At 67.5% G+C, this 24,411-nt stretch carries 19 protein-coding genes; 6 read left to right on the top strand and 13 right to left on the bottom strand.

Annotation, left to right across the window (positions count from 1 at the left end):
• A partial coding sequence (rho, locus tag RWO33_RS06360; RefSeq protein ID WP_314103342.1) for a transcription termination factor Rho occupies positions 1-1,590 on the top strand: 1,590 nt, incomplete at its 5' end.
• Between the two features lie 99 nt (positions 1,591-1,689).
• Here the strand turns inward: rho and RWO33_RS06355 are convergent.
• Positions 1,690-1,920, bottom strand: a complete 231-nt coding sequence (locus RWO33_RS06355) for a hypothetical protein (protein ID WP_314103340.1) — start codon at positions 1,918-1,920, stop codon at positions 1,690-1,692.
• A 145-nt stretch (positions 1,921-2,065) separates the two neighbouring features.
• Positions 2,066-4,594, bottom strand: a complete 2,529-nt coding sequence (locus tag RWO33_RS06350; RefSeq protein WP_314103339.1) for an exo 1,3/1,4-beta-D-glucan glucohydrolase — start codon at positions 4,592-4,594, stop codon at positions 2,066-2,068.
• A gap of 331 nt (positions 4,595-4,925) precedes the next feature.
• Here RWO33_RS06350 and RWO33_RS06345 point away from each other — a divergent pair, with 331 nt between their 5' ends.
• On the top strand, positions 4,926-5,933 hold the full coding sequence (locus RWO33_RS06345; protein ID WP_314103337.1) for a LacI family DNA-binding transcriptional regulator: 1,008 nt from the start codon (positions 4,926-4,928) through the stop codon (positions 5,931-5,933).
• A 4-nt stretch (positions 5,934-5,937) separates the two neighbouring features.
• Here the strand turns inward: RWO33_RS06345 and RWO33_RS06340 are convergent, their stop codons facing one another.
• Positions 5,938-7,209, bottom strand: coding sequence for a sugar MFS transporter (locus tag RWO33_RS06340; RefSeq protein ID WP_314103334.1), 1,272 nt, complete (start codon positions 7,207-7,209; stop codon positions 5,938-5,940).
• Positions 7,210-7,631: 422 nt separating this feature from the next.
• Here RWO33_RS06340 and RWO33_RS06335 point away from each other — a divergent pair, with 422 nt between their 5' ends.
• From RWO33_RS06335 to RWO33_RS06325, 3 genes are all read left to right on the top strand, one after another.
• Positions 7,632-10,640 (top strand): TonB-dependent receptor, encoded by a 3,009-nt coding sequence (locus RWO33_RS06335; protein ID WP_314103331.1) that lies wholly within the window; start codon positions 7,632-7,634, stop codon positions 10,638-10,640.
• Between the two features lie 64 nt (positions 10,641-10,704).
• The gene (locus RWO33_RS06330; protein WP_314103328.1) at positions 10,705-11,721 is read left to right on the top strand and encodes a cupin-like domain-containing protein; all 1,017 of its coding nucleotides are present in this window, start codon (positions 10,705-10,707) and stop codon (positions 11,719-11,721) included.
• A 232-nt stretch (positions 11,722-11,953) separates the two neighbouring features.
• Positions 11,954-13,540, top strand: a complete 1,587-nt coding sequence (locus tag RWO33_RS06325) for a sensor domain-containing diguanylate cyclase (protein WP_314103326.1) — start codon at positions 11,954-11,956, stop codon at positions 13,538-13,540.
• Between the two features lie 14 nt (positions 13,541-13,554).
• Here the strand turns inward: RWO33_RS06325 and RWO33_RS06320 are convergent, their stop codons facing one another.
• The 9 genes from RWO33_RS06320 to RWO33_RS06280 all read right to left on the bottom strand — a co-directional run bounded on the left by RWO33_RS06320 (position 13,555) and on the right by RWO33_RS06280 (position 21,835).
• Positions 13,555-14,424, bottom strand: coding sequence for a hypothetical protein (locus tag RWO33_RS06320; protein WP_314103324.1), 870 nt, complete (start codon positions 14,422-14,424; stop codon positions 13,555-13,557).
• Positions 14,425-14,481: 57 nt separating this feature from the next.
• Positions 14,482-16,218 (bottom strand): bifunctional isocitrate dehydrogenase kinase/phosphatase, encoded by a 1,737-nt coding sequence (aceK, locus tag RWO33_RS06315; protein ID WP_314103321.1) that lies wholly within the window; start codon positions 16,216-16,218, stop codon positions 14,482-14,484.
• 69 nt (positions 16,219-16,287) lie between these two features.
• Positions 16,288-16,614, bottom strand: a complete 327-nt coding sequence (locus RWO33_RS06310) for a hypothetical protein (RefSeq protein WP_222116611.1) — start codon at positions 16,612-16,614, stop codon at positions 16,288-16,290.
• 63 nt (positions 16,615-16,677) lie between these two features.
• Positions 16,678-17,115, bottom strand: coding sequence for a roadblock/LC7 domain-containing protein (locus RWO33_RS06305; protein ID WP_314103318.1), 438 nt, complete (start codon positions 17,113-17,115; stop codon positions 16,678-16,680).
• Positions 17,108-17,656 (bottom strand): ATP/GTP-binding protein, encoded by a 549-nt coding sequence (locus RWO33_RS06300; protein WP_314103316.1) that lies wholly within the window; start codon positions 17,654-17,656, stop codon positions 17,108-17,110. The genes RWO33_RS06305 and RWO33_RS06300 overlap by 8 nt, the downstream gene beginning before the upstream one ends.
• Before the next feature lie 2 nt (positions 17,657-17,658).
• Entirely contained in the window at positions 17,659-18,309 is a 651-nt protein-coding gene (locus RWO33_RS06295) for a hypothetical protein (protein WP_314103314.1), read from the bottom strand.
• A gap of 299 nt (positions 18,310-18,608) precedes the next feature.
• Positions 18,609-20,834 carry an NADP-dependent isocitrate dehydrogenase gene (locus RWO33_RS06290; protein WP_314103310.1) on the bottom strand — a complete coding sequence of 742 codons (2,226 nt, stop codon included), beginning with the start codon at positions 20,832-20,834 and terminating at the stop codon, positions 18,609-18,611.
• Positions 20,835-20,985: 151 nt separating this feature from the next.
• Positions 20,986-21,495 carry a hypothetical protein gene (locus RWO33_RS06285; protein WP_314103308.1) on the bottom strand — a complete coding sequence of 170 codons (510 nt, stop codon included), beginning with the start codon at positions 21,493-21,495 and terminating at the stop codon, positions 20,986-20,988.
• Positions 21,496-21,538: 43 nt separating this feature from the next.
• The gene (locus RWO33_RS06280) at positions 21,539-21,835 is read right to left on the bottom strand and encodes a LysM peptidoglycan-binding domain-containing protein (protein WP_314103307.1); all 297 of its coding nucleotides are present in this window, start codon (positions 21,833-21,835) and stop codon (positions 21,539-21,541) included.
• Between the two features lie 144 nt (positions 21,836-21,979).
• Here RWO33_RS06280 and queF point away from each other — a divergent pair, with 144 nt between their 5' ends.
• Positions 21,980-22,798 (top strand): NADPH-dependent 7-cyano-7-deazaguanine reductase QueF, encoded by an 819-nt coding sequence (gene queF / locus RWO33_RS06275; RefSeq protein ID WP_314103305.1) that lies wholly within the window; start codon positions 21,980-21,982, stop codon positions 22,796-22,798.
• A 229-nt stretch (positions 22,799-23,027) separates the two neighbouring features.
• On the opposite strand, the gene RWO33_RS06270 is transcribed toward queF, so the two are convergent.
• Positions 23,028-24,341 carry a M20 family metallopeptidase gene (locus RWO33_RS06270; protein WP_314103303.1) on the bottom strand — a complete coding sequence of 438 codons (1,314 nt, stop codon included), beginning with the start codon at positions 24,339-24,341 and terminating at the stop codon, positions 23,028-23,030.
• Between the last annotated feature and the right edge of the window lie 70 nt (positions 24,342-24,411).

The raw sequence follows: 24,411 nt of genomic DNA, 5'->3' as shown, positions 1-24,411 counted from the left end.
CCCCAGGCCCCGGCCGCATCCGGTGGCGATGCCCCGGCCCCGCAGGGCGGTGGCCAGGACGCCGGCGACGGCGGCCAGCGCAACAACAACAACAACCCGCAGGGCGGCCAGAACCCGTACCAGCAGGGCCAGAACCAGGGCGGCCAGAACCAGGGCCAAGGCCAGGGCAACCGCCGCGACCGCTTCCGCAATCGCCGTGATCGCGACCGCAACCGCGGTGGTGGTGGCGGCGGCGGTGGCTACCGCGACGACGGCATGCCGCAGGACAACGGCGAGCAGCAGCCGTTCGTGCGCAGCCAGCAGGCCAACGTGCCCGAAGGCTTCCCGGTCTATTCGCTGAGCGACCTCAAGCGCATGCCGGCACAGAAGCTGCTGGAAATCGCCGAGCAGCTGCAGATCTCCGAAGGCGTCGCCCGTGCCCGCAAGCAGGACGTCATCTTTGCCCTGTTGAAGGTGCTCACCCGCCATGGCGACGGCGTCGCCGCCGACGGCGTGCTGGAAATCCTGCCGGACGGTTTCGGCTTCCTGCGCGCGGCCGAAGCCAGCTACCTGGCCGGCCCGGACGACACCTACATTTCGCCCAGCCAGATCCGCCGCTTCAACCTGCGCACCGGCGACCACCTGTCCGGCCGCATCCGCTTCCCGAAGGACGGCGAGCGCTACTTCGCGCTGTCGATCGTGGACACCATCAACGGTGAGCCGCTGGAAGCGTCGAAGAACAAGGTGCTGTTCGAGAACCTCACCCCGCTGTTCCCGCGCAAGCGCTTCACCCTGGAACGCGGCAACGGTTCGTCCGAAGACATCACCGGCCGCATCATGGATCTGATGGCACCGCAGGGTAAGGGTCAGCGTGCGCTGATCGTCTCCCCGCCCAAGGCCGGCAAGACCATGCTGATGCAGCAGGTGGCCACGGCGATCACCACCAATCATCCGGACGTGCACATGATCGTGCTGCTCATCGACGAGCGTCCGGAAGAAGTGACCGAAATGCAGCGCACCGTGCGCGGCGAAGTGATCAGCTCCACCTTCGACGAACCGGCCGCGCGCCACGTGCAGGTTGCCGAAATGGTGATCGAGCGCGCCAAGCGCCTGGTCGAGCACAAGAAGGACGTGGTGATCCTGCTCGACTCGATCACCCGCCTGGCGCGTGCCTACAACAACGTGGTGCCCAGCTCCGGCAAGGTGCTCACCGGCGGTGTCGACGCGAACGCCCTGCACCGCCCGAAGCGCTTCTTCGGTGCCGCGCGCAACGTGGAAGAAGGCGGCAGCCTGACCATCATCGCCACGGCGCTGGTGGACACCGGCAGCAAGATGGACGAAGTGATCTACGAAGAGTTCAAGGGCACCGGCAACAGCGAAGTGCACCTGAACCGTCGCATCGCCGAAAAGCGCGTGTACCCGGCCATCGACATCAACCGTTCCGGCACCCGCCGCGAAGACCTGCTGATCGAACCGGAGCTGCTGCAGAAGATCTGGATCCTGCGCAAGCTGCTGCACCCGATGGACGAGATCGCCGCGATGGAGTTCCTGCTCGACAAGATGAAGAACACCAAGTCCAACGACGAGTTCTTCGGTTCGATGAAGCGCTGACCGGCGCGGAATCGAAAACCGGAAGGCCCCGCATTGCGGGGCCTTCTTCGTAGTGGCTGCCGCACCTTCCGGCAGGTGCCGACCGTTGGTCGGCACGCCTCACGGCCGCATGCGATCCAGCAACGGTCCGAAATGCAGCGGCCCCACCGGCCCCAGCGAGACCACCGGCTCCAGCGGCGGCTCCTCCACCTCCCCTGCATCGACCTCGGCGGCCTCCTCCTGCACTGCCGCCCCATCCCCGTGCTCGAACCCGATCCCCGCCCGCACCATGCTCGCTACCGCGACCAGGATCAGCAGCGACAGCCCTCCCAGGACATGCATCAGCGTCACATCGATTCCCCCGCGCCCGTGGAGCTCACACGCTACCCGTCACCCGGCGGGAATCCCCTGCAACAACTCCCATTTTCGCGGCAAACCCGACACATCCTGGCGTGGTAGCGCCGGCCGTTGGCCGGCCCACGCATCACCTGGCGCTTCACCGGCACGCCACCACACCCTCGGCCTTGTCCGCGTTCGTCGCCACCCGCACCTGGGTGAACGCAGCCGAGAACGGCGTGTCCGCGCTGACCACGAAGGGGGCTTCCACCGCGCCCAGGTCCACGCCCCTGCTGGCGAAGCAGGCCAACGGGATGGTCACGGTGCGCTTCTGGCCCGGCGCAAGCGACGCCAGCGCCGGCGCGATGTCGACCCCGCCTTCGCAGCCGGTCCCGCACTGCATGGTCACCTTCACTGCCGCGGCGGGTTGCCGCTGCACCATCACGTCGAACTGCAGCGCGCCGTTGCTCCGGGCCAGCGCGCCCAGGTTGCGCCGCGAGGTGCTGCGTGCGATCAGTTGCGCCGGGGCGAGCCAGGTCACTTCGCGCGCGTCCTGCTGGGTGTTGATCTGCACGGTGCGCACCTCGGCCACCGGCTTCTCCTTCGGCCAGCGCAGGCTGGCGTTGAGGTCGTTGCCGAGCGGCTGGGTGGCGCCGTTGGCGGCGATGTGCAGCGAGAACGGCACCGTGTCCACGCGGTTGAAGATCGGCAGCGTGGTCACTTCGCCGCAGTGGTCCGGGTTGGCTTCGGGCAGGCGTGCGACCTGCGCCGGCCTGGCATAGCTCAAGCCATAGCCGAATTTGAACAGGTCCGGGCGCTTCGGGTCCGGGCGGTCGATCGGCGCCGGGCACGGCACGCCCGGCCACGGGAAGCTCAGGCGGCCGCGGAAGTCGTGCGCCGGCCTGCCATCCGTGCCGGCCACCAGGACGTCGGTGATGCCCTTGCCTTCGGTACCCGGCAGCCACGCTGCCACGAACGCCTGCGACAGGTTCAGCAGGTCGTTGGTGTACATCGGGCGCCCGGAGAAGTACACGGTCACCAGCGGCTTGCCGGTGGCGGCAGCGGCCTTGAGCACGGCCAGGTCCTGCGGCTGCGCGCGGGTGTGGCTGACGGTGTCGGAGGCGAGGATGTCGCCGTTGGTTTCGGCGTACGGGGTTTCGCCGACCACCGCCACGACCACGTCGAACGCCGACGCATCGAGGTTGCTGGCGTCCGCGTTGAACGTGACCTGGCCCGCACCCAGCTCGGCGCGGAGCGCGCCCAGGACCGAATCGGCATGCGGGAAATCGGCATTGGTGTTTTCGGTGCCCTGCCAGGTCAGCGACCAGCCACCGGCCTGGTTGGACAGGTTGTCGGCGCTGCTGCCCACCACCAGCACGCGGGCGTTGCGCTTGAGCGGCAGCACGCGGTCCTGGTTCTTCAGCAGCACCAGCGATTCGCGCACCGCCTCGCGCGCCAGTTCGCGATGCTGCACGGCGCTGTCGTCGCCGGCGAAGCGGCTGTCGGAAGGCTTGTGCTCGAACAGGCCGGCGCGCAGCTTGACCCGCAGGATGCGGGCGACCGCATCGTCGATGCGCGCCATCGGGATCTCGCCGCTCTCGACCTGGGCGATGGTGTTGGCAATGAAGGCTTTCCAGTCGTCGGGCACCATCACCATGTCGATGCCAGCGTTGATCGCCTGCGCGCAGCTGTCGTTGCGGCAGCCGGGAACCTGCGCGATGCCGTTCCAGTCCGACACCACGAAACCGTCGAAGCCCATCTTCTCCTTCAGCGCGCCGGTCAGCAGGGCCTGGCTGCCGTGCATCTTGCCGTAGTCGACGCCAGCGGCGCGGTCGTTCCAGCTGTTGAACGAGGCCATCACCGTCTGCACGCCTTCGCCCAGCGCACCGAAGTAGCCCTGGCCATGCACGTTGATCATGGTGGCCTTGTCCACGGTGGCCTCGCCCTGGTCGCGGCCGTTGTCGGTGGCGCCGTCGCCGATGTAGTGCTTGGCCGTGGCCACCACGTTGCCGTCGCCGGTGAAGCGCCCCTGCGCGCCCCTGACGTAGGCGGTGGCGTACTCGCGGACGATGGACGGGTCGGAGGAGAAGCTTTCATAGGTGCGGCCCCAGCGCGGATCATGCGCCACCGCCAGGGTGGGTGCGAACACCCAGCCGATGCCGGTAGCGCGGGTCGCGGTACCGGTGGCCGCACCGATCCGCTCGATCAGGGCCGCGTTGCGGGTGGCGCCCAGCCCGATGTTGTGCGGGAACAGGGTGGCGCCGTACACGTTGCTGTGGCCATGCACCGCGTCGGTGCCCCAGATCACCGGCACCGGGGTGCGCGCATCGGTGGCCAGCGACGCGGCGTGGTAGGCGTCGGCGAGCTTGACCCAGTCTGCCACCCGGGCGTGCTTGTCCATGCCCGGCCACGAGCCGCCGCCGTTGAGCACCGAACCGATGTAGTACGTGCGCACCTGCTCGGGGGTGATCTGCTTGATCTCGGGCTGGGTCATCTGCCCGACCTTCTGCGCCAGGGTCATCTGCCCCAGGATGATGCGCACGCGGCTCTCGATGGCCGTGTCGCTGGCGATGGCGCTGGTCACCCGCGGCCAGTCCTGCAGCCGTTCCGTGGCGGGGGCAGCGTGTGCCTGGGCGGCCAGGGCGGTCATGACACAGGCGGCGAGAAGAGTCTTGCGGGCGCGGCTCACGGACAACTACCTCCAGGGAAAACCAGGGACAGGGAAGCCGATGCGGGCCGGTGCGGCGCATCCGCTGACAGCGCTGTCATATAAGCCGGACCGGGCGCTGTCAACCGCTGGCGCAGCGCATTGTCCTGCCTTCACCGTGGTTGCTGGGCTGGCGCCGGTACGGCCCGCTGTGCCGGTGCGGCTGCTGCTGCAACGCCGCATGGTTTTTGCCAGCTCGTGCACGAGCGCCTCGCGTCGTGGCACCATCCGCCTGCTTGGGTAACCCCGAAACGACACAGGCGCATTACCATCGGCAGCGGCCGACCGGGTCTTCCAGAGGAACCATCGCACCATGCGTAGTCGTATCGAGGATGTCGCTGCGGTTGCGGGCGTTTCGATCAAGACCGTGTCGCGCGTGCTCAACCATGAGCCGAACGTGCGCCAGGAAACCCGCGACCGCGTGCTCGCGGCGGTCACGCGGCTGGGCTACAAGCCCAACCTGTCGGCGCGCAGCCTTGCCGGACAGCGTTCGTATGCGTTGGCGCTGGTGTACAACAATCCGTCGCGCAACTACCTGATGGAAATCCAGAACGGCATGCTGGAGGCCTGTCATGCGCACCACTACAACCTGATCCTCGGACCGGTCGGGATCGGTCGTCGCACCCTGCCCGACCTGTCGGCCCTGTTCGAGAATTCGCGGCCCGACGGCGTGGTGCTGATTCCGCCGCTTACCGACGCTGCAGTGGTGCTGGCCTACCTGGAAGAGAACGACATCCCGTTCGCCAGCATCGCGCCGCGCCATGCCGATGGCATCATCGGCGTGCGCATGGACGAGACCACGGCCGTGGTGGAACTGATCGGCCACCTGGTCAGGCAGGGCCATCGCCGCATCGCGCACATCAAGGGCCCGCGCGCGCACGGCGCCTGCCAGTGGCGCCTTGCCGGTTACCGGCAGGCACTGCGCGATGCCGGCATCGAGTACGACCCCGCGCTGGTGGTGAACGGACAGTTCTCGTTCGAATCGGGGATCGACGCGGCCAACGCGCTGCTCGACCTGCCGGAGCCGCCCACCGCCATCTTCGCGGCCAACGATGACATGGCCGCAGCGGTGTTCCGCGTGGCCGGGCAACGCGGGTTGCGCGTGCCGCGCGACCTGTCGGTGTGCGGCTTCGACGATACGCCGATCGCCGGCCACATCTACCCTGCTTTGACCACCGTGCGGCAGCCGACCGACACCATGGGCCGGCTGGCGACCGAACAGTTGATCGAGCGCATCCGTACGCCCGGCGCCGGCCGCATGGTCACCGTGGACCATGCCGTGCTGGTGCGTGAATCCACCCACGCACCGCGCCGCCGCTGATCGCTCAGGTGGCCCGGCGCGAACCGCGCCAGGCGTAGAACACGATGAACAGGTAGCACAGCAGCGGCAGCAGGAACGACGCCTGCAGGCCATGCTGGTCTGCCAGCCAACCGACCGCGAGCGGTACCACCGCGCCGCCTACGATGGCCATCACCAGCAGGCTTGAGCCCTGTCCGGTGAGCGGGCCGAGGCCGCCGATGGCCAGCGCGAAGATGGTGGGGAACATGATCGAGTTGAACAGGCCCACGCTGACCACGCTCCACTTGGCCAGGTTGCCGCTGCCCAGCATGGTCACCGCCAGCAGCCCCATCACGATCAGCGCGAACAGCCCGAGCAGGCGCCGCGGGTCGAAGCGCGCCAGCAGTACCGTGCCGACCAGGCGCCCGACCAGCGCGCCGCCCCAGTACAGCGACACGTAATGCGTGGCCTGCTGTTCGGTGAGTCCTTCGCCGATGCCGGGCATGGACAGGAAATTGACCAGCACGCTGCCGATGGACACTTCGGCGCCCACGTAGAAGAAGATCGCCAGCACGCCAAACGCCAGGTGTCGGTGGCGCAGCGCCTGGCCCAGGGTGCCGTGCCGGGTGCTGTCTTCCACCCCGGCAATGCTGGGCAGGCGGAACATCCAGATCGCTGCGGCCAGCACGAACAGCGCGATGGCCAGGCCAAGGTACGGCACCTGCACCGACTGGGCTTCGGCGGCGCGGTAGGCCAGCGCCTCCGCCTGCGGCAGCAGCGCCAGCTGCTCCGCACTGCGCGGTTCCGCCGCCAGGATCAGCAGCCCGCCGAACAGCGGCGCGATGGTGGTGCCCAGCGCGTTCATCGACTGCGCCAGGGTCAGCCGGCTGGAGCTGGTCTGCTCCGGGCCCAGCAGTGCCACGTAGGGATTGGCCGCCACCTGCAGCACGGTGATGCCGGTGGCCAGCACGAACAACGCGCCCAGGAACAGGCCGTACACGTGCAGCGCCGCGGCAGGCCAGAACAGCAGCGCACCGACGCCGGCGATGGCCAGGCCGGCCACGATGCCGCGCTTGTAGCCCACGGCCGCGACCAGGCGCCCGGCCGGCAGCGACATCAGGAAATACGCGCCGAAGAAAGTGAACTGGATCAGCATCGCCTGCACCCAGGTCAGCGAGAACGCCGCCTTCAGGTGCGGGATGAGGATGTCGTTGAGGCAGGTGATGAAGCCCCACATGAAGAAGATCGCCGTCACCACGGCCAGGGCCGTGCGCGTGCTGTGTACGTGTTGCCCGCGAACCGCGGTGGAAGTGTCCATTGCCTGTCCTTCTGGAAGGGATCGCCAGCCACGCGGCGGCCAGACATGGAACCCGCTGGCGGCATCGTTGTCCAGCGCTGTCAGACAATCGGTCATATCGCGCGACAGCCTTGCCAACATCCGCTCCCTCCCGTTTCGCGCAGTTTCGTTCTGCACTGCACAACGGCCCGTCCAGACTGAATCGGGATCGACACGTCCCATCGAAAACCGCCGCGGAGGCCTGCATTTCAGCGCTTTCCGGCAATGCGCGCGTTCTCTTTTTGCATAGCTTTGGCAAGGCACCCTTCGAGGCCGAGGACGCGCCGCATGGCAGTTTGTTGACAACGCTGTCAGGCGTGGGCCCAATCCGCCCCACATCGTTGTTGCTTCGTGCCAGACGCCGTAGGACCGCCATTACCGATTTCCCTGGGGAGGGAGTGTTCATGAAGACGTACAAGGCCGTACCCCGCAAGGCAATGCTCACTTCCGCGCTGCTCGCCGTACTGGCCGGGCCAGCGTGGGCCCAGGATACGACCCGCGACGGCGCTGCCTCGTCGTCGCAGGGCCTCGACCCGTCCACCCTGGACACGGTGCAGGTCACCGGCATCCGCGGCAGCCTCACCTCGTCCATGAACCTCAAGCGCGACAGCCAGGGCGTGGTCGACGGCATCGTGGCCGAGGACATCGGCAAGTTCCCGGACACCAACCTGGCCGAATCGCTGCAGCGCATCAGCGGCGTGTCCATCGACCGCACCTCCAGCGGCGAAGGCTCCAAGGTGACCGTGCGCGGCATCGGCCCGGACTTCAACCTGGTGCTGCTCAACGGCCGCCAGATGCCGGCGTCCAACCTGGGCAACGGCGGTGGCGGGCTCTCCAGCTCGCGTTCGTTCGACTTCGCCAACATCGCATCCGAGTCGATCTCGGCAGTGGAAGTGTTCAAGACCACCCGCGCCGACAACCCGACCGGTGGCATCGGTGCCACCATCAACGTCAAGACCCTGCGTCCGCTGGAATCCGCGCCGGTGGTCAGCGTGGGCGTCAAGGCGGTCAACGACACCTCCAACGACAACCTGCCGCGCACCCTGAAGGGCTCTGAGTTCACCGGTGAGCTCTCGGGCATCTTCAGCGACACCTTCGCCGATGGCCGTGTCGGCCTGATGCTGAGCGGCAGCTACCAGGAACGCGACTCCGGCTTCAACCAGGCCACCGTGGCCGAAGGCTGGGCCACGTTCCAGGGCGACAACACCACCGACTGGCGCGTGCTGCCGCAGCCGGGCCAGGGCTATGCCGACCGCATCCAGAACCGGCCGGGGCCGAGCGATGTGTACGGCCGCCCGCAGAACACCGCGTACAACGTCAACGGCGTGCAGCGCCAGCGCACCAACGGCCAGGCCACCCTGCAGTGGAAGCCGGTCGACAACGTGACCACCACGCTGGACTACACCTATGTGGAAAACAAGGTGCAGCAGCAGCGCAGCGAACTGTCGGTGTGGTTCAACTATGGTCCCGGCGACAGCATCTGGACCAATGGGCCGGTCGCCGCACCGATCATCTACAGCGAGGACATGGTCAACTCGGACGTGTCGATGGGCGGCGCGCAGCTGGCCACGAAGAACGAGATGGACTCGCTGGGCTTCAACGTGGAATGGGAAGTCAACGATGCGTTGACCCTGTCCTTCGATGCGCACCACTCCACCGGCGAATCGCAGCCGGACAGCCCGTACGGTTCGGCCGGCGTGCTCGGCGTGGCCGCGTTCGTACGTGGCAAGACCACGGTGGACTACAGCGGCGACCTGCCGATCATCAACATCGCGCTGCCGCCCGGTGGCGTGCAGGCGGCCGACGCGCTGGTCACCGGTTCGGTGTTCCAGAACAGCTACAACAAGTCCGAGGTGGAGCAGTACCAGAGCCGCGGCACGTTCACCTTCGAGAACTATTCGGCGCTGGACTTCGGCGTCGGCTACACCGACGTGAAGAACCGTTCGGCCTCGGCGATCATGCAGCGCAATACCTGGGGCGGCCTGGGTACCCCGGCGGACTACGATGACAGCATCTGGTACGCCGATGACATGGCGCGGTACTTCGATGCCTTCTCCGGGCACAACGATCCGCGCCTGACCGGCCAGTTCCTGGTGTTCGACTTCGACCGGCTGATCAACCGCGCCGCACAGGTCGGCACCGCATCCGACCCGGCCTGCCCGACCTGCTATGTCGCCCCGACCGAATACTCCGAAGACATCCGCACCAACGAAAAGTCCAAGAGCGCCTTCCTGCAGTACCGCACCACCTTCGACTGGTCGATGCCGCTGAACGTCGCGCTGGGCGTGCGCTATGAGCAGACCGACGTGGACTCCACCGCGATGGTGCGCGTCCCCAACGGGATCAGCTGGAGCTCGGCCAACGAGCTCAACATCAACTACGCCAGCGAAAGCGGCTTCATCAGCGACAGCGGCAAGTACGACTACGTGCTGCCCAACCTCGACCTGAAGCTGGATATCAGCGACACGCTGGCCCTGCGCGGCAGCTACAGCCGCAGCCTGGGCCGCCCTGGCTGGACCCAGATCCAGAGCGGGCAGACCCTGGCCGACATCGTGCGTACCCAGGGCGGCAGCGGGTCGCGTGGCAATCCGGCGCTGGAACCGCTGCTGTCGGACAACTTCGACCTGTCACTGGAGTGGTACTACGGCGAGTCGAGCTACGCGTCGGTGGGCTTCTTCCGCAAGAACATCAAGAACTTCATCAGCGACACCATCGTGCGCGAGAATACCGGCAACCTGCACACGCCGGTCGGCGGTGCGTACTGGAACGCGGCGCTGGCGGCCGGCTGCGGCGTGTCGGACATGCCGTGCATCCGCGACTACATCTTCACCAACTTCAACGGCCAGCCCGGCGTGACCGCCACCGGCACCAACTCGGCCGGCCAGCTCACCGGCACCATCGTCGGCCAGCCCGGCGACCCGGTGGCCGGATTCGACATCACCCTGCCGGCCAACCAGCGTTCGGACCATCTCGATGGCTGGGAAGTCGCCGTGCAGCACCTGTTCGGGCAGTCCGGCTTCGGCCTGGCCGCCAACTATACCAAGGTGAAGTCAGGGCTGACCTTCGACAACCTGAGCCTGGGCGACCAGTACCCGATGATCGGGCTCAGCGATTCGGCCAACGTGGTGGCCTTCTACGATAAGAACCAGTGGCAGATCCGTGCGGCCTACAACTGGCGCGACAAGTTCCTCAACGGCATCGGCGGCCAGGGTCCGAACCCGAACTACACCGATGACTACGGCCAGCTCGACCTCAACATCAGCTACGCGGTCAGCGACCAGCTGTCGCTGAGCCTGGAGGCGATCAACCTGACCGACGAGACCATGCGCACTTACGCGCGCCACACCAACATGCTGCGCTACGCCACCCAGACCGGCCCGCGCTACATGTTCGGCGTACGCTACAAGTTCTGAGTCCGTTGACGGTCTGGCGGGTCTACACTCGCCAGACCGTCCCTGCCCTGCAAGCGACCCCGCCATGCCTGCGACACCCGGCCCGATCGACGAAGTCCGCGACCTCGACCGCAGCCGGCTGCCGGACCTGCTGCCCGGCTGGACCACCCCGAAGGTGATCCGCGGGCTGGTCGGCGACTGGCCCATGGTGGGCGCCGCACGGACCTCGGCCGAAGCAGCCGTGGCTCACCTCAAGCAGTACGACCACGGCAGCCTGCCGGTCACCGCCACCACTGCGCCACCGGATGCGCAGGGCCGGATCTTCTACAACGCGGACATGAGCGGCTTCAACTTCCGCCGCGAACAGATTCCGTTGAAGGTGGTCCTGGACACCCTGCTCAAGTACCGCAGCGCGCACGCCGCGCCCACCATCTACGTGGCCTCGACCACGCTCGACAGCTTCCTGCCCGGCTTCCGCCGCGACAATGCGCTGGAGCTCGGCGTGGCCGACCCGCTGGCCAGCATCTGGATCGGCAACCGTTCGCGCATTGCCGCCCATCACGACGTGCCCGACAACCTGGCCTGCGTGGCCGCGGGCCGCCGCCGGGTGACGCTGTTCCCGCCGGACCAGGTGGGCAATCTGTACGTGGGGCCGCTGGACTTCACCCCGGCCGGGCAGGCGATAAGCCTGGTGGACTTCGCCGCACCCGACCTCGAACGCTTTCCCCGCTTCGAGCGGGCCTTGGCCAGCGCCCAGGTGGCGGAGCTGGGGCCGGGCGATGCGGTGTTCATTCCCTCCCTGTGGTGGCATCACATGGAGGGGCTGGAGGATTTCAACGTGCTGGTGAACTACTGGTGGCGTCCGGTGCCGGCCTGGGCCGACGCGCCCATGAACGCCTTGATGCTGTCGCTGCTGGCGTTGCGCGGACTGCCGCCTGCGCAGCGCAGGCACTGGCAGGCCCTGTTCGACCACTACGTGTTCGCCGCCGGTGCGGAATCCCATGCGCACATCCCCGACGCGGTACGCGGCGTGCTGGGGCCTCTCGACGAGGGCATGGCGGCCAATGTGCGCAGCGTCGTGCGCAAGCGGCTGGAGCGCTGAGCCGGCGCCGCATGCAGCCGCCGCCGCGCAGCCGGTGGTGTTTAACCACAGCGGCGGCGAATCCGTGATAATCCGCGCCGTGATCCATCGTTCGCCCGGGGGCAGGGGTGGCCATGGCAGGCGCGCCGCACGGCGTACCGGCCCGGCGCCATGCAGTTCGCCTCTGACCGCTCCCTCGTTGCAGCCTCATCGGTAGGACCGGTCGGCGCAGCACCCTGCCGGTTGTCCGTTCATGCCCCTGCTGTCTTCCCGCCTGAACCTGGGCAAGCTGATTCTGGCGTTGGCGCTGCTCAGCGCGCTGGTCGCCCTGGCCAACACGCTGCACGCCAGCTACCGCGTACAACGCGAGCAGCTGATCGACACCACGCTCGAATCCAACCGCGTGTACGCCAGCAAGCTTGCCGAAAGTACGCAGAACTTCGTGCTGTCGGCCCAGCAGCAGCTGGCCTACGCCGCCACGGGCCTGGGCCAGCGCGCGCACAGCCGCGCCGAACTGGAGGCCGAGGCGGCGCGCCTGCAACTGCAGACCAACAGCTTCAATTCGGTGCTGATCGTGGACCCCGCCGGCACGGTGCTGGCCACCTCGCCGCTGAGCCTCGCGCTGCAGGGCGTGGTGCTCAACAGCCAGGGCAACCGCGAGGCGCTGAAGCGGCGCGAGCCCTACATCAGCGACCCCTACCAGTCGGCCACGGGCCGGTTGCTGGTCGCGATCTCGCATCCCATCTTCAATGCACAGGGCACATACCAGGGCTACGTGAGCGGCACCATCTACCTGCGCGAACGCAGCATCCTGCAGAGCCTGCTGGGCAAGCATTACTACCGCGATGGCTCGTACCTGTACGTAGTCGACCGCAATGGCCGCATCCTGTACCACATCGAACCCGGCCGGGTCGGCCAGTTCGCGCTGGAGAATCCGGCGGTGAAGGCGGTCAGCGAAGGGCATTCGGGCGCGCAGGAAGTGCGCAACAGCCATGGCGTGCAGATGCTGGCCGGCTACGCGCCGGTGCCCAGCGTGGGCTGGGGGGTCGTGGCGCAACGGCCCACCGACGCCACGCTGGCGCCACTGTCGCGGTTGATGAAGGCGGTGATCTGGAATGCCATTCCGCTGGGCGTGCTCTCGCTGCTGGTCACCTGGTGGTTCGCGCGGCGCATCTCGCTGCCGCTGTGGCAGATGGCGCGCAACGTGCAGAACCGCGATACCGGCATCGCCATCCGCCACGTCACCGGCATCAAGGCGTGGTACTACGAAGCCTCGCAGCTCAAACAGGCACTGCTGTACAGCTTCAACCTGCTGCAGGATCGGATCGGCAAGCTCAACCGCGCCAGCATGACCGACCCGCTGACCGGGCTGCAGAACCGGCGTGGGCTGCAGGAAGGGCTGGAGGACTGGCAGGCGCGCGGGCAGCCGTTCGGGATCATCGCGCTGGATATCGACCGCTTCAAGACCATCAACGACCGCTTCGGCCATGCGGTCGGTGATGCGGTGATCCTGCGCATCGCGCAGCAGATGCGCGACGATTCGCGCGACACCGATCTGCTTTGCCGTAATGGTGGCGAGGAATTCCTCATCCTGCTGCCTGGCATCGATGTGGCGGCCAGCGCCGGCATCGCCGAGCGCCTGCGCGCGCAGGTGGAAGCCGAAGTGTTCGAGCAGGTGGGCACAGTGACGGTCTCGCTGGGCGTGGCCCATTACCCGTCCTACCATCCTGATCCGCAGCAGGCGCTGCGCCTGGCCGACAAGGCGCTGTACATGGCCAAGGAACAGGGTCGCAACCGCACCGTGGTGTACCCGGCGCCGGAGGGGCCCGGCGCGGGTTGAGGGGGGAGCGCGGGTCAGCCGCCCAGCGGCGTCAACAGGCGCGGACCGTCATCCAGGTCTGCCATGTAGGTGCCGCCGGCAGACAGCAGGTCCGGTGCCGCGTCCGCGCCGGCCTGCGAGGTGCGCCACGGCGCGTGCTCGCGCGGACCGGGAATGTAGGCTTCCCAGGTTCCATAAGCAGCGCGTTCGCCCATTGCGTAACGGACCGGGATCCGCACGGTCCACGACTCGGCATCCTTGAGCCTGCCGGTGGTCGGCGGCCGGAAGATCCAGCTGCGCGCGGCGGACACCGATGCGCGGGCGAACTCATTGCGCACCTGGCGCATCTGGCTTTCCTTGCCCACCACGCGCAGGTTCACCTGTTCGGCGACCACATCCTCCACGGCACCGTCGCGGCCGACCTTCAGCAGCAGCAGCACGTCACCCTTGGCGCGCATGGCGGCCAGGTTCTTCGGGTAGGCCGGTGCACGCGCCTCGACGGAGGTCACCCGGCTGGTGTCCTCCGGGTCGTACCGCGTGAAGCTGGCCCCCGCCACGCGCACGTTGTCGCCTGCGCCATCCGGGCTGGGCCGGGAGACCAGGCGCAGGCTCACCGGCGTCTGTGCCGTGACCGGCGTGCCGTTCGCCACGACCGGCTGGAACTGCCATGCCTGCACCTGGCCCTGTACGAACGCCGCGAGGTCGGCGGGCAGCTTGTCGGCATGGTCCAGCTGGAAGCCGGTGACGTGGCCGTCGGTGCCGATATCGATCCTGCCGGTCAGCGTCATGCTGGCTTCGGCGGCATCACGCACCGCACGTGCGGTCTGTGCAGTGGTCTCGGGCGTTGCGGCCAGCCCGGCGCCGCCCAATGCGAGGGCGAGGGCCAGGATGTGGGGATAACGCATCTCACCTGCTCCTTGTGGATGAAGGCCGAGGATAGCCCAGTGATGTGCCAGGGGGAATCACGCCAGCCGATGGCTGGCAGCGTAAGGCGGCGTATCGGGGTAGTCGCCGGCCGCGAAGCGGGCCTGCAGTGCCTGCCACCATTGGGGATCGAACAGATGCGCATGGTGCTCGCGCACGGCCGCCAGCTCTTCGGCGGGCAACCCCATGAACGGTGCGAAGCGTTCCGGGAACACGTCGCGCGGGCCGACATGGAACCAGGGCTCGTCGGCCATCGCCTCCTCGGCATTGCGCGGCTGCGGCCAGGCACGGAACACGCAGTCGCTGACCAGGCAGAGCTCGTCGTAGTCATAGAACACCGCGCGCCCATGCCGCGACACGCCGAAGTTCTTCGGCAGCATGTCGCCCGGGAAGATGTTGTTGCGCGCCATGTCGGTGATGGCCTGTGCGTAATCCAGTGCTGCCGCGCGGCGCGCCTCCGCGGTCTGCTCGCGCAGGTACAGGTTCAGCGGGCGGAACCGGCGCTGCACGTAGCACAGCGCGATCACCAGGCTGTCGCCCTCTTCGCGCACGCTGGCCGCGCACTGGGTCAGCAGCTCTTCGCGCAGCGCCTGCGAAAAGCGTGCCTTCGGAAAGCGCAGGTGCCGGTACGGCTGCGCGTCGAGCAGTCGGCCAACGCGGTCCAGGTTGAAGACCAGCGCGTACTTTTCCTCCACCTGGTGCCGGGTCATGGTCTTGGGCCAGGCGAAGCGGTCACGGATCAACTTGAACACCAGCGGGTAGCTGGGCAGGGTGAACACCGCCATGACCATGCCGGGGGTGCCATCGGCATGCACCAGCTGCTCGTCGGGGTGGTCCAGGAAGTGGCGGAAGAAGGTACGGTAGCGCTCGGTCTTGCCCTGCTTGGCACGGCCCAGCACGGTGTAGATCTCATCGATGGGCTTGGCCGGCAGCAGGCTGCGCAGGAACACCACCGCGTCCCCGACCGTGGCCAGGTCGGCCTGGAAGTAACTGCGCGAGACGCCGAACAGATGGGCGACGTCGCGACGCCGGGTAAGCACGGCCTCGGCACGCAGGCCCTCCTCGTCGTTCACCAGCGCGATCACGCACGGCGAGAAGCGGTGCTCGCCGAACACCCTGCCCACCAGGTAGGCACGGCGCTCGCGATGGAACACGGTATCCAGCAGCTCGATGCTGCGCACCGGATGCGTGCCCCAGTGTTGGAGGTCGTCCTGCAGGCGAACCGCGATGGCTGCCGCGCAGCGCAGCTGGTGTGCATAGGGAATCCCGAACCGGTAATCGCCCAGCACGCGCATGAACGCCTCGGCCGGCCGTGTCGCCGACAGCGCGTAGGTGTGCCGCGCAACCGGATGGGTGATCGCATCGGACGGTTCCACGTCCAGCGCCATGAACTCCACGTCCGCATCCACGCCTTCCGTGGCGAACAGGCGCCGGGCCAGCGTGTTGTAGAAGGTCTTGTACAGTTCGGCGTCGATCAGCCCGCATATCAGCCCCGCATAGGCCACGCGGACCTTCAGCCACAGGCTGCGGTGGCCCACGGCCTCCCCTGCCGCGCGACGCAGGCCGTCGACGGTCCGCGCGACGCACTGGTCGTACAGCCCGATGCGTTCCACCGCATCGCGGCGCGCACCGGCCCAGTCCCGGGTCTCGAAGCGCACCCGCGCCCGCCGCGTGACCTCGGCAAAGCGTGCGTGATAGTCCTCGAAGCCATCGCGGACCAGCGCGGCAAGCCGCGACGCGAGCGCTTCTTCAGCATGGAAATCGACAACAGGCATGCGCGGCAACCGGAAGGACCCGCCCCATGGTAGCGCCGGCCACCGGTCCGGTGGCCGGCGCTACCGCAGTTACACCGCGAGCTGCCCTTCCACTTCCTGCACCTTGCGCCGGGCCAGGGCCAGGTTGGACTTGTTGCGGTCTAGCACCAGGTACAGGAACAGGCCCTTCCTGGACGCGACCGGACGCATGATGTGATACGCCTTGCCGAGCGAGATCAGGATGTCCTCGATGGAGTCGTTGAGGTTGAGCGAAGCGGCGGTCTTCATTTTCGCGCGGATCACCTCCGTGTTGCCCGCCGCTGCCACTTCCATGTCCATGCCCGAGCCGGCTTCGCCGAGCAGCATGCCGCTTTCATAGTCCACCAGTGCTACCGCCTGCGCGCCGTCGATCTGCATCAACGCATTCAAGGTATCGCTGACTCCAGTTGCCATGTTGCACCCCATTTGGTTGTCGAGCCCCTAGGTTCCCCGCGGATCGGCTCGTGATCCGCTGAGTTCGGCCATGATGTTGCGGCCACATTCCTTCGCACTCCAAAGCACCTTGCCGGTCACGCAGCGCGTGTCGCAGGCCGTCATCAACAGCAGCGGCGCCGGCGAGCACGGCAGCGCCAGCATCAGCACCTTGCCGTCGTTGGCTTCCAGCATCAGTACTTCCAGTTCTCCCAGCGCCAGTTCGCGGCCCACCGCAGCGGCCAATGCCAGCATCGCGCTGGTCATCGCCGCCAGCCGTTCGCCGTTGCCGTGGGTACCGGCCGCCGGCACCAGCGCGAAGCCATCCACGCTGGCCAGCACCACGCTGCGCACGCCGTTGATGTCGTCGGCGAACGCCTGCAGGTGCCCCAGCACGCGATCGCGCGCCGCCGGGTCCAGCCCGACGCTCTCGTATCCGTCAGCCATCGCCCACCACCAGGTCACGGGTTTCCATCTCGCTCATCAGCACGTCCATCAGCAACAGCCCCTGCGCGCGGTCGCGCGCGTCCACCGGCACCACCGGCAGCAGGCGCTGGCCCCAGCCGGCCGTGGCCGCGCACGATTCCAGGTCGAAGGTCGGCGCCAGATCCAGCCGCGAGACGCCGATCACCGCCGGCACGTCCGCGGCGTGCCGGTGCAGGACCGCCAGGTAGGCCTGCAGCTCATGCACCGCCGCGGTACGCGTGGCGTCGAGCAGCAGCACCACGCCGCGGGCGCCCTGCAGCAGGATCGGCCAGATGAAGTCGAAGCGCTGCTGGCCGGGCGTCCCGTACAGGCGCAGGCGGTCGCCGTTGGGCAGGTCGATGTCGGCGTAATCCATGGCCACGGTGGTGGAGGCCTTGTTCGCGCCCTGGCGGTCGCTGTTGGGCACGTCGGTGTCGACCACCGCACCGGCCGCAATGGCGCGTACCAGGGTGGATTTGCCGCTGCCCATGCCGCCCAGCACCACGATCTTGTGTTCGCGCATGCTCAGCCTCCGGTACGCTGGCGCACGCTGCGCCACATCCGCGCCAGCAGCGTGCCGCTGCCGCTGGAACGCACCGGCGCCGGCGTCGGGCCCAGGTCTTCCAGCGCGGCATAGCCACACAGATAGGCAGGCCGGACCACGCTGCGCACGGCCTCTTCCGGGACCTCCAGCAGGGTGGCGCACTCCGCCACGCTGCTGGCGCGCTTGAGCAGCAGCGAGCACAACCGGAAGCTGTCGTGCTGGTGGCCGAGCACGCGGAAGTCCGGCCAACGCAGGAGCCTGACCCGCGTGCCGCGCCGCAGCCGCGCCTCCAGGTCCTGCCAGTGCGCCGGACGCTGGCCCCATTGCCACAACAGCGGCCGCAGCGGCTGGCGCGGGAGCGTGTCCGCGAGGTCGAGGTAGCGGCGTTCGGACAGGCCGTGGAGCGACAGCGACGGGAACAGGTCCGACAGGTCCTGGGCCAGGCTGCCCATCGGGACGCCCAACGGAACCACCATCTGGTCCTGCACGAAGTCCAGCAGCAGGTGCGGCGCGTCGTCCACCACCAACGCTGCATGCCCCTGCCGCAGCAGCAGGCGCTCGCGCAATGCACGGGTGATCGCCTTCGCACCCTGCGCGGTGGGCGGCTCGTCGATGCGGGTGGTACTGGCCACGGCCTTCCCCCTGGTTGCGCTCCGGCAGCCCGCTCCTACGCTTACGCACCGACAGGATGCTCATTTCGCCACTGGCGAATCAGCAGGATCCATCCGCTGCACAAGCCCTTGGGAGCAGGCCTCTCCCCGCCACGCGGCACGGCCGTGGCGGACGACAGCGTGCCAGAACCCACGCAACGGGCGTCACCTATTTGCAGGCAAAAAAGGACGGCCGTGTCGGAATTGGGATTGACCACAAAAAAAACCCGCGCCGGGGCGCGGGTTTTCCTGGTCCACCGCTGCGTGAGCGGGATCGACGCTTACAGCGCAGCCAACGCCGCGTTGAAGGTGCTGCTCGGACGCATGGCCTTGCTGGCCTTGGCCACGTCGGGGCGGTAGTAGCCGCCGATGTCCACTGGCTTGCCCTGCGCCGCGATCAGCTCGGCCACGATGGCCTGCTCGTTCTCGGTCAAGGCCTTGGCCAGGGGAGCGAAACGAGCCTTCAGGGCCGCATCGTCATCCTGCGCGGCCAGGGCCTGGGCCCAGTACAGCGCGATGTAGAAGTGACTGCCGCGGTTGTCGATGCCACCCAGCTTGCGCGAGGGCGACTTGTCGTTGTCCAGGAACTGGCCGTTGGCCTGGTCCAGGGTCCTGGCCAGCACGCTGGCACCGGCATTGTCGTAGCGATTGCCCAGGTGCTCGAGCGACGCGGCCAGGGCCAGGAATTCACCCAGCGAATCCCAGCGCAGGTAGTCCTCTTCGACGAACTGCTGCACGTGCTTGGGCGCCGAACCGCCGGCACCGGTTTCGAACAGGCCGCCGCCGGCCATCAGCGGCACGATCGACAGCATCTTGGCGCTGGTGCCCAGTTCCATGATCGGGAACAGGTCGGTGAGGTAATCGCGCAGCACGTTGCCGGTCACCGAGATGGTGTCCTCGCCCTTGCGGATGCGGTCCAGCGAGAACGCGGTGGCTTCCACCGGGGCCAGGATGCGGATGTCCAGGCCGTTGGTGTCGTGGTCCTTGAGATAGGTTTCGACCTTGGCGATGACCTGCGCATCGTGCGCGCGCGACGCGTCCAGCCAGAACACCGCCGGGGTGTTGCTGAGGCGCGCGCGGTTGACCGCCAGCTTGACCCAGTCCTGGATCGGTGCGTCCTTGGTCTGGCACATGCGCCAGATGTCGCCGGTCTGCACGGCGTGTTCGAACACCACGTTGCCGGCGTCGTCGGTGACGCGCACGGTGCCATCGGCCGGAATCTGGAAGGTCTTGTCGTGCGAACCGTATTCTTCGGCCTTCTGCGCCATCAGGCCGACGTTCGGCACCGAGCCCATGGTGGCCGGGTCGAACGCGCCGTGGGCGATGCAGTCGTCGATGACCGCCTGGTAGACGCCGGCATAGCAGCGGTCGGGGATGACCGCCTTGGTGTCCTGCAGCTTGCCCTCGGCATTCCACATGCCGCCGGAGTCGCGGATCATCGCCGGTATCGAGGCATCGACGATGACGTCGCTGGGCACGTGCAGGTTGGTGATGCCCTTGTCGGAGTTGACCATGGCCAGGCCCGGGCGCTTGCCGTATTCGGCAGCCAGGTCGGCCTTGATCGCTTCCTGGGTGGCTTCGGGCAGCTGCGGCAGGCGCGCGTACAGGTCGCCGATACCGTTGTTGGGGTCGAAGCCGGCCTGCTTGAGCACGTCGGCGTGCTTGGCCAGCACGTCCTTGTAGAATTCTTCCACCACCACGCCGAACATGATCGGGTCGGAGACCTTCATCATGGTGGCCTTCAGGTGCAGCGAGAACAGCACGCCCTTGGCCTTGGCATCGGCGACCTGCGCCTGCACGAACGAGGCCAGCGCGTTGCGGCTCATCACGGCGGCATCGACGATTTCGCCGGCCTTGACCGCGGTCTTTTCCTTCAGCACGACGGTGTTGCCTTCAGCCTGCTGCAGTTCGATCTTCAAGGTGCCGGCGACGGCCAGCGTGGCCGACTTCTCGCTGCCGTAGAAATCACCGCCGTCCATGTGCGACACGTGCGACTTCGATTCCTTCGACCATTTGCCCATGCGGTGCGGGTGCTTGCGGGCGTAGTTCTTGACCGACAGCGGCGCGCGGCGGTCGGAGTTGCCTTCGCGCAGCACCGGATTCACCGCGCTGCCCTTGACCTTGTCGTAGCGCGCCTTGATGTCGCGGGAGACATCATCGGTGGGCACGTCCGGGTAGTTCGGCAGCGCGTAGCCCTGGTCCTGCAGCTCCTTGATGGCCGCCTTCAGCTGCGGCACCGAGGCGCTGATGTTGGGCAGCTTGATGATGTTGGCGTCCGGAGTGGTCGCCAGCTGGCCCAGCTCGGCCAGGTGGTCGGCTTCCTTCTGGTCGTCCTTCAGGAAATCCGGGAACAGGGCCAGGATGCGGCCGGACAGCGAGATGTCGCGGGTTTCGACCGCGATGCCGGCGGTGGCGGTATAGGCCTCGACGATCGGCAGCAGCGACTGGGTCGCCAGGAACGGGGCTTCATCGGTAAGCGTGTACAGAATCTTGGGCGTGTTCGACATGGGGGACAGTGCTCTCCGGGTAACTCCCGCATTGTCGCGGTTTCAGACCCCGGGAGCAAAGCCGGGCCATACGCGGCGGTACTGGAACAAAAAAGACGCAGCCTCGCGGCTGCGCCTATGTGAGTCCGTGCCGGGAGAGACTCGGCGGGACTTACTTGACCTCGAACTCCTGCGGCGTTCCAGCCGCCTTGCCATCTACCATGACTTCCGCGCGGTACTTGCCGGTCGGCCAGCCATTGGGGTTGTTGAAGGTGATGTTGGTGGTCTCGGCACCAGTGGTGTTGAGCGTAGCGGTCTGCTCGCCGGCGACCTGGCCGTCCTGGTAGGTCAGCTTGGCACCCACGTTGGCGTTGCTTGCGGTACCGTCGGTGCGCACCGAGATGATGATGACGTCCTTCGGTCCGAACAGGGCGACCGGGGTCACGGATTTGTCGGCTGCGGCGGTCTTGCCGACGGTGACGGCGGACACGTTGACCGGAGCAGCGGCGGTCATCGGCTGCGGGGCCGGCTCAGCCGGGGCGGCTGGGGTCATCGGCGCCGGGGTGGTGGCTGCCGGCTGGGCATTGTTGTCGACGGTGTCATCGTTCTTCTTGCAACCGGCCAGCGCAGCAGCAGCGAGCAGGGCGGTGAGGACGGCGGTACTGATGGACGTGTGCTTCATGGAGTTTCTCCGTGGGACTGGATGACGTGCAGTTCGGGTGGGATCAGGCTTTGGGCGGCAACTTCAGGACCTGGCCGGGGAAAATCTTGTCGGGGTCGTCCAGCACGTCGCGGTTGGCCTCGAAGATCTTCTGCCAGGCGTTGCCGTCGCCCAGTTCGTTCTTTGCGATTTTCGACAGTGAGTCGCCGCTCTTGACGGTGTAGCTGCTACCGCCCACCAGCTCGGCGGTGCTGTCCACGGACGCGGTCACGCCGGAAAAATCGGCCTTTTCCACCTGTTGTGCAGTGGTATCGACGCTGGCTTTGACACCGGAGAAATCGGCTTTCTTATCGGTACTCATCCACGCGCTCCCTTTCTGGATATGACAACCTGGATCGCAAGGTGTCACAGGCCTTGTTAATGGGGCATGGCGCGGGCGTGAAGGATTCGGGAGGGTTTCTGAACAGGGCTCCGGCAGACCCGTCGCGCACGCTAAAATGGGGGCATGAATACCCCCCAGGACTCCAGCCTCGGTCGCGAGGTTGCTTACCCCTCCCAGTACGACCCCACCCTGCTGTTCCCGATCCCCCGCCGCGCCGCGCGCGAGGAGATCGGGGTGGACGACGCCAACCTGCCGTTCGTCGGCCATGACCGTTGGCAGGCCTACGAGCTGAGCTGGCTGGACAGCCGCGGCAAGCCGAGGGTGGCGGTGGCGACCATCAGCGTGCCGTGCACCTCGCCGAACCTGATCGAATCCAAGTCGTTCAAGCTGTATCTCAACTCGCTCAACAGCACCCGCTTCGATGACGATGCACAGGCCCTGCAGCGGATTGCCGGCGACCTGTCGGCCTGCGCCGGCGCGGTGGTGAACGTGGTGGTCGGGGTGCCGCCGCTGGTGGACGATGCCGAAGGCGAATCCGTGGATGCGCTGGACGTGGTGATTGAACGCTACGGCCCGCCGGCACCGGAATACCTGTCGTCCAATGCCGGGCAGGTGGTGACCGAAACGTTGAGCTCGGCGCTGCTCAAGTCCAACTGCCCGGTCACCGGCCAGCCGGACTGGGCCAGCGTGAGCGTGCGTTACCGCGGCCCGCGCATCGACCGCGAAGGCCTGCTGCGCTATCTGGTGAGTTACCGCGAGCACGCCGAATTCCACGAGCAGTGCGTGGAGCGCATCTTCAACGAGATCAGCCTGCGCTGCCGGCCGGAGTGGCTGGAAGTGGAAGCGCGTTACACGCGCCGTGGCGGACTGGACATCAACCCGTGGCGCGCCACGGCGGGGATCGAGCAGCCGGCGCGGACCGTGCGCGACCTGCGGCAGTAAGTTCAACGGCCCGGCGCGGTGCGCCGCGGCCCGACCAACGGTCGGGCCCTACCGGTGGGGCGTGGGCGCGCGATTGACGTCCGGTCGCCGCACGGATATCGAGATGCCACCCGATCACCCGCACCCCGCGTACACCCCGCCGTAGCGCACGACCGTTGGTCGTGCGGCCCCTGCCACCCCGCGGTAGCGCACGACCGTTGGTCGTGCGGCCCATGTCGTCCGTGTCGCGTCAGCCCTTCGGCGCGTTGAGGTAATCCAGGCTGACCTGCAGCAGCGCGCGCAGGCCGACATCCAGCGCCTTTTCATCCAGCAGGAACTTCGGCGAATGGTTGGCCGGGGCCTTGGCCGGGTCGATCCCTTCGCTAGTGGAACCCACGAAGAAGAACATGGCCGGTACCTGCTGGGCGTACAGCGAGAAGTCCTCGGCGCCCATCTGCAGCGGCGGCTCGTAGACGTTGGCCTCGCCGACCACGGCCTGCAGGCTGGGCAGCATGCGCGCGGTGAGCGCCGGGTCGTTGACCGTGGCCGGGTTGCCTTCGGCTTCGAAGATCTCGGTCTCCGCCTTGGCACCATGCGCGGCTGCGGTGTGCTCGGCCACGTTGCGCAGGTCGGCGAAGATCTGCTGGCGCATGCCCTCGTCGAAGGTGCGGATGGTGCCCACCATCTCCACTTCGTCGGGAATGATGTTGTAGCGGATGCCGCCCTTGATCGCGCCGAAGGACACCACCGCCGGCTGCTTGGAGATGTTGGAGCGGCGGCTGACGATGGTCTGCGCGGTGCCGACCAGGTCGGCGGTGGCGACGATCGGATCCACCCCGTTCCACGGTGCCGAGCCATGGGTCTGGCGGCCGATGACCTTGATCCCGAAGCGATCCGAGGCCGCCATCAGCGGGCCGCCGCGCACTGCGATCTGGCCCGCCTGGACGCTGGAAAACACATGCAGGCCGAACACCGCATCCGGCTTGAAATCGGCGAACAGGCCCTGCTTGAGCATCAGCGCCGCCCCGCCCCCTTCCGGCGGCGGCGCCCCTTCTTCGGCGGGCTGGAAGATCAGCATCACTTCGCCGGGCAGGTTTTCGCGCATCTTTACCAGCGCATCAGCCACGCCGAGCAGGGTGGCGGTGTGCGCGTCGTGACCGCAGGCGTGCATCACGCCGACCTCCTCGCCGCGGTAGGTGCTGGTGGCCTTGGAGGCAAACGGCAGGCCGGTCTGCTCGGTCACCGGCAGCGCGTCCATGTCCGCACGCAGGGCGATGCGCGGGCCCGGTTTGCCACCCTTGATGATCGCCACCACGCCGTGATGGGCGATGCCGGTCTTCGGCTTGAGGCCCATGGCGCGCAGCTGTTCGGCGACCTTGGCCGAGGTGCGCTCCTCGCGGTTGGAGAGCTCCGGGTGCTGGTGGAAGTCGCGGCGCCACTGCACGACCTGGGCCTGCAGGCGGGCGGCGGCGGCGGTGACTTCCGGGCGCTCGGCCGGGGCGGTGGCGGCCAGCGCGGGCGAAGCAAGCAGCAGGGCGGACAGCAGCAGCGACAGACGGGGCATTCGGGGGTCTCCAAGGCGCGTCGAGGGGATGAACCTGAATGTAGGGCATCAGGGTGGTTTTCGCTGTAAC

The organism is uncultured Stenotrophomonas sp., from assembly GCF_963519925.1.
Taxonomy (GTDB): Bacteria; Pseudomonadota; Gammaproteobacteria; order Xanthomonadales; family Xanthomonadaceae; genus Stenotrophomonas; species Stenotrophomonas maltophilia_AE.
The sequence above is the reverse complement of the archived record's forward strand: the minus strand, read 5'-3'. Positions and strand labels throughout refer to the sequence as shown.

What these genes read in the sequence shown, in the direction of transcription:
- RWO33_RS06290 (WP_314103310.1), bottom strand. Translation starts at nt 20,834, where the DNA reads ATGTCGAACACGCCCAAGATTCTGTACACGCTTACCGATGAAGCCCCG.
- RWO33_RS06305 (WP_314103318.1), bottom strand. Translation starts at nt 17,115, where the DNA reads ATGGCTGACGGATACGAGAGCGTCGGGCTGGACCCGGCGGCGCGCGAT.
- RWO33_RS06320 (WP_314103324.1), bottom strand. Translation starts at nt 14,424, where the DNA reads ATGCGTTATCCCCACATCCTGGCCCTCGCCCTCGCATTGGGCGGCGCC.
- RWO33_RS06300 (WP_314103316.1), bottom strand. Translation starts at nt 17,656, where the DNA reads ATGCGCGAACACAAGATCGTGGTGCTGGGCGGCATGGGCAGCGGCAAA.
- RWO33_RS06280 (WP_314103307.1), bottom strand. Translation starts at nt 21,835, where the DNA reads ATGAGTACCGATAAGAAAGCCGATTTCTCCGGTGTCAAAGCCAGCGTC.
- RWO33_RS06325 (WP_314103326.1), top strand. Translation starts at nt 11,954, where the DNA reads ATGCCCCTGCTGTCTTCCCGCCTGAACCTGGGCAAGCTGATTCTGGCG.
- RWO33_RS06285 (WP_314103308.1), bottom strand. Translation starts at nt 21,495, where the DNA reads ATGAAGCACACGTCCATCAGTACCGCCGTCCTCACCGCCCTGCTCGCT.
- aceK (WP_314103321.1), bottom strand. Translation starts at nt 16,218, where the DNA reads ATGCCTGTTGTCGATTTCCATGCTGAAGAAGCGCTCGCGTCGCGGCTT.
- queF (WP_314103305.1), top strand. Translation starts at nt 21,980, where the DNA reads ATGAATACCCCCCAGGACTCCAGCCTCGGTCGCGAGGTTGCTTACCCC.
- RWO33_RS06310 (WP_222116611.1), bottom strand. Translation starts at nt 16,614, where the DNA reads ATGCAGATCGACGGCGCGCAGGCGGTAGCACTGGTGGACTATGAAAGC.
- RWO33_RS06270 (WP_314103303.1), bottom strand. Translation starts at nt 24,341, where the DNA reads ATGCCCCGTCTGTCGCTGCTGCTGTCCGCCCTGCTGCTTGCTTCGCCC.
- RWO33_RS06345 (WP_314103337.1), top strand. Translation starts at nt 4,926, where the DNA reads ATGCGTAGTCGTATCGAGGATGTCGCTGCGGTTGCGGGCGTTTCGATC.
- RWO33_RS06340 (WP_314103334.1), bottom strand. Translation starts at nt 7,209, where the DNA reads ATGGACACTTCCACCGCGGTTCGCGGGCAACACGTACACAGCACGCGC.
- RWO33_RS06330 (WP_314103328.1), top strand. Translation starts at nt 10,705, where the DNA reads ATGCCTGCGACACCCGGCCCGATCGACGAAGTCCGCGACCTCGACCGC.
- RWO33_RS06335 (WP_314103331.1), top strand. Translation starts at nt 7,632, where the DNA reads ATGAAGACGTACAAGGCCGTACCCCGCAAGGCAATGCTCACTTCCGCG.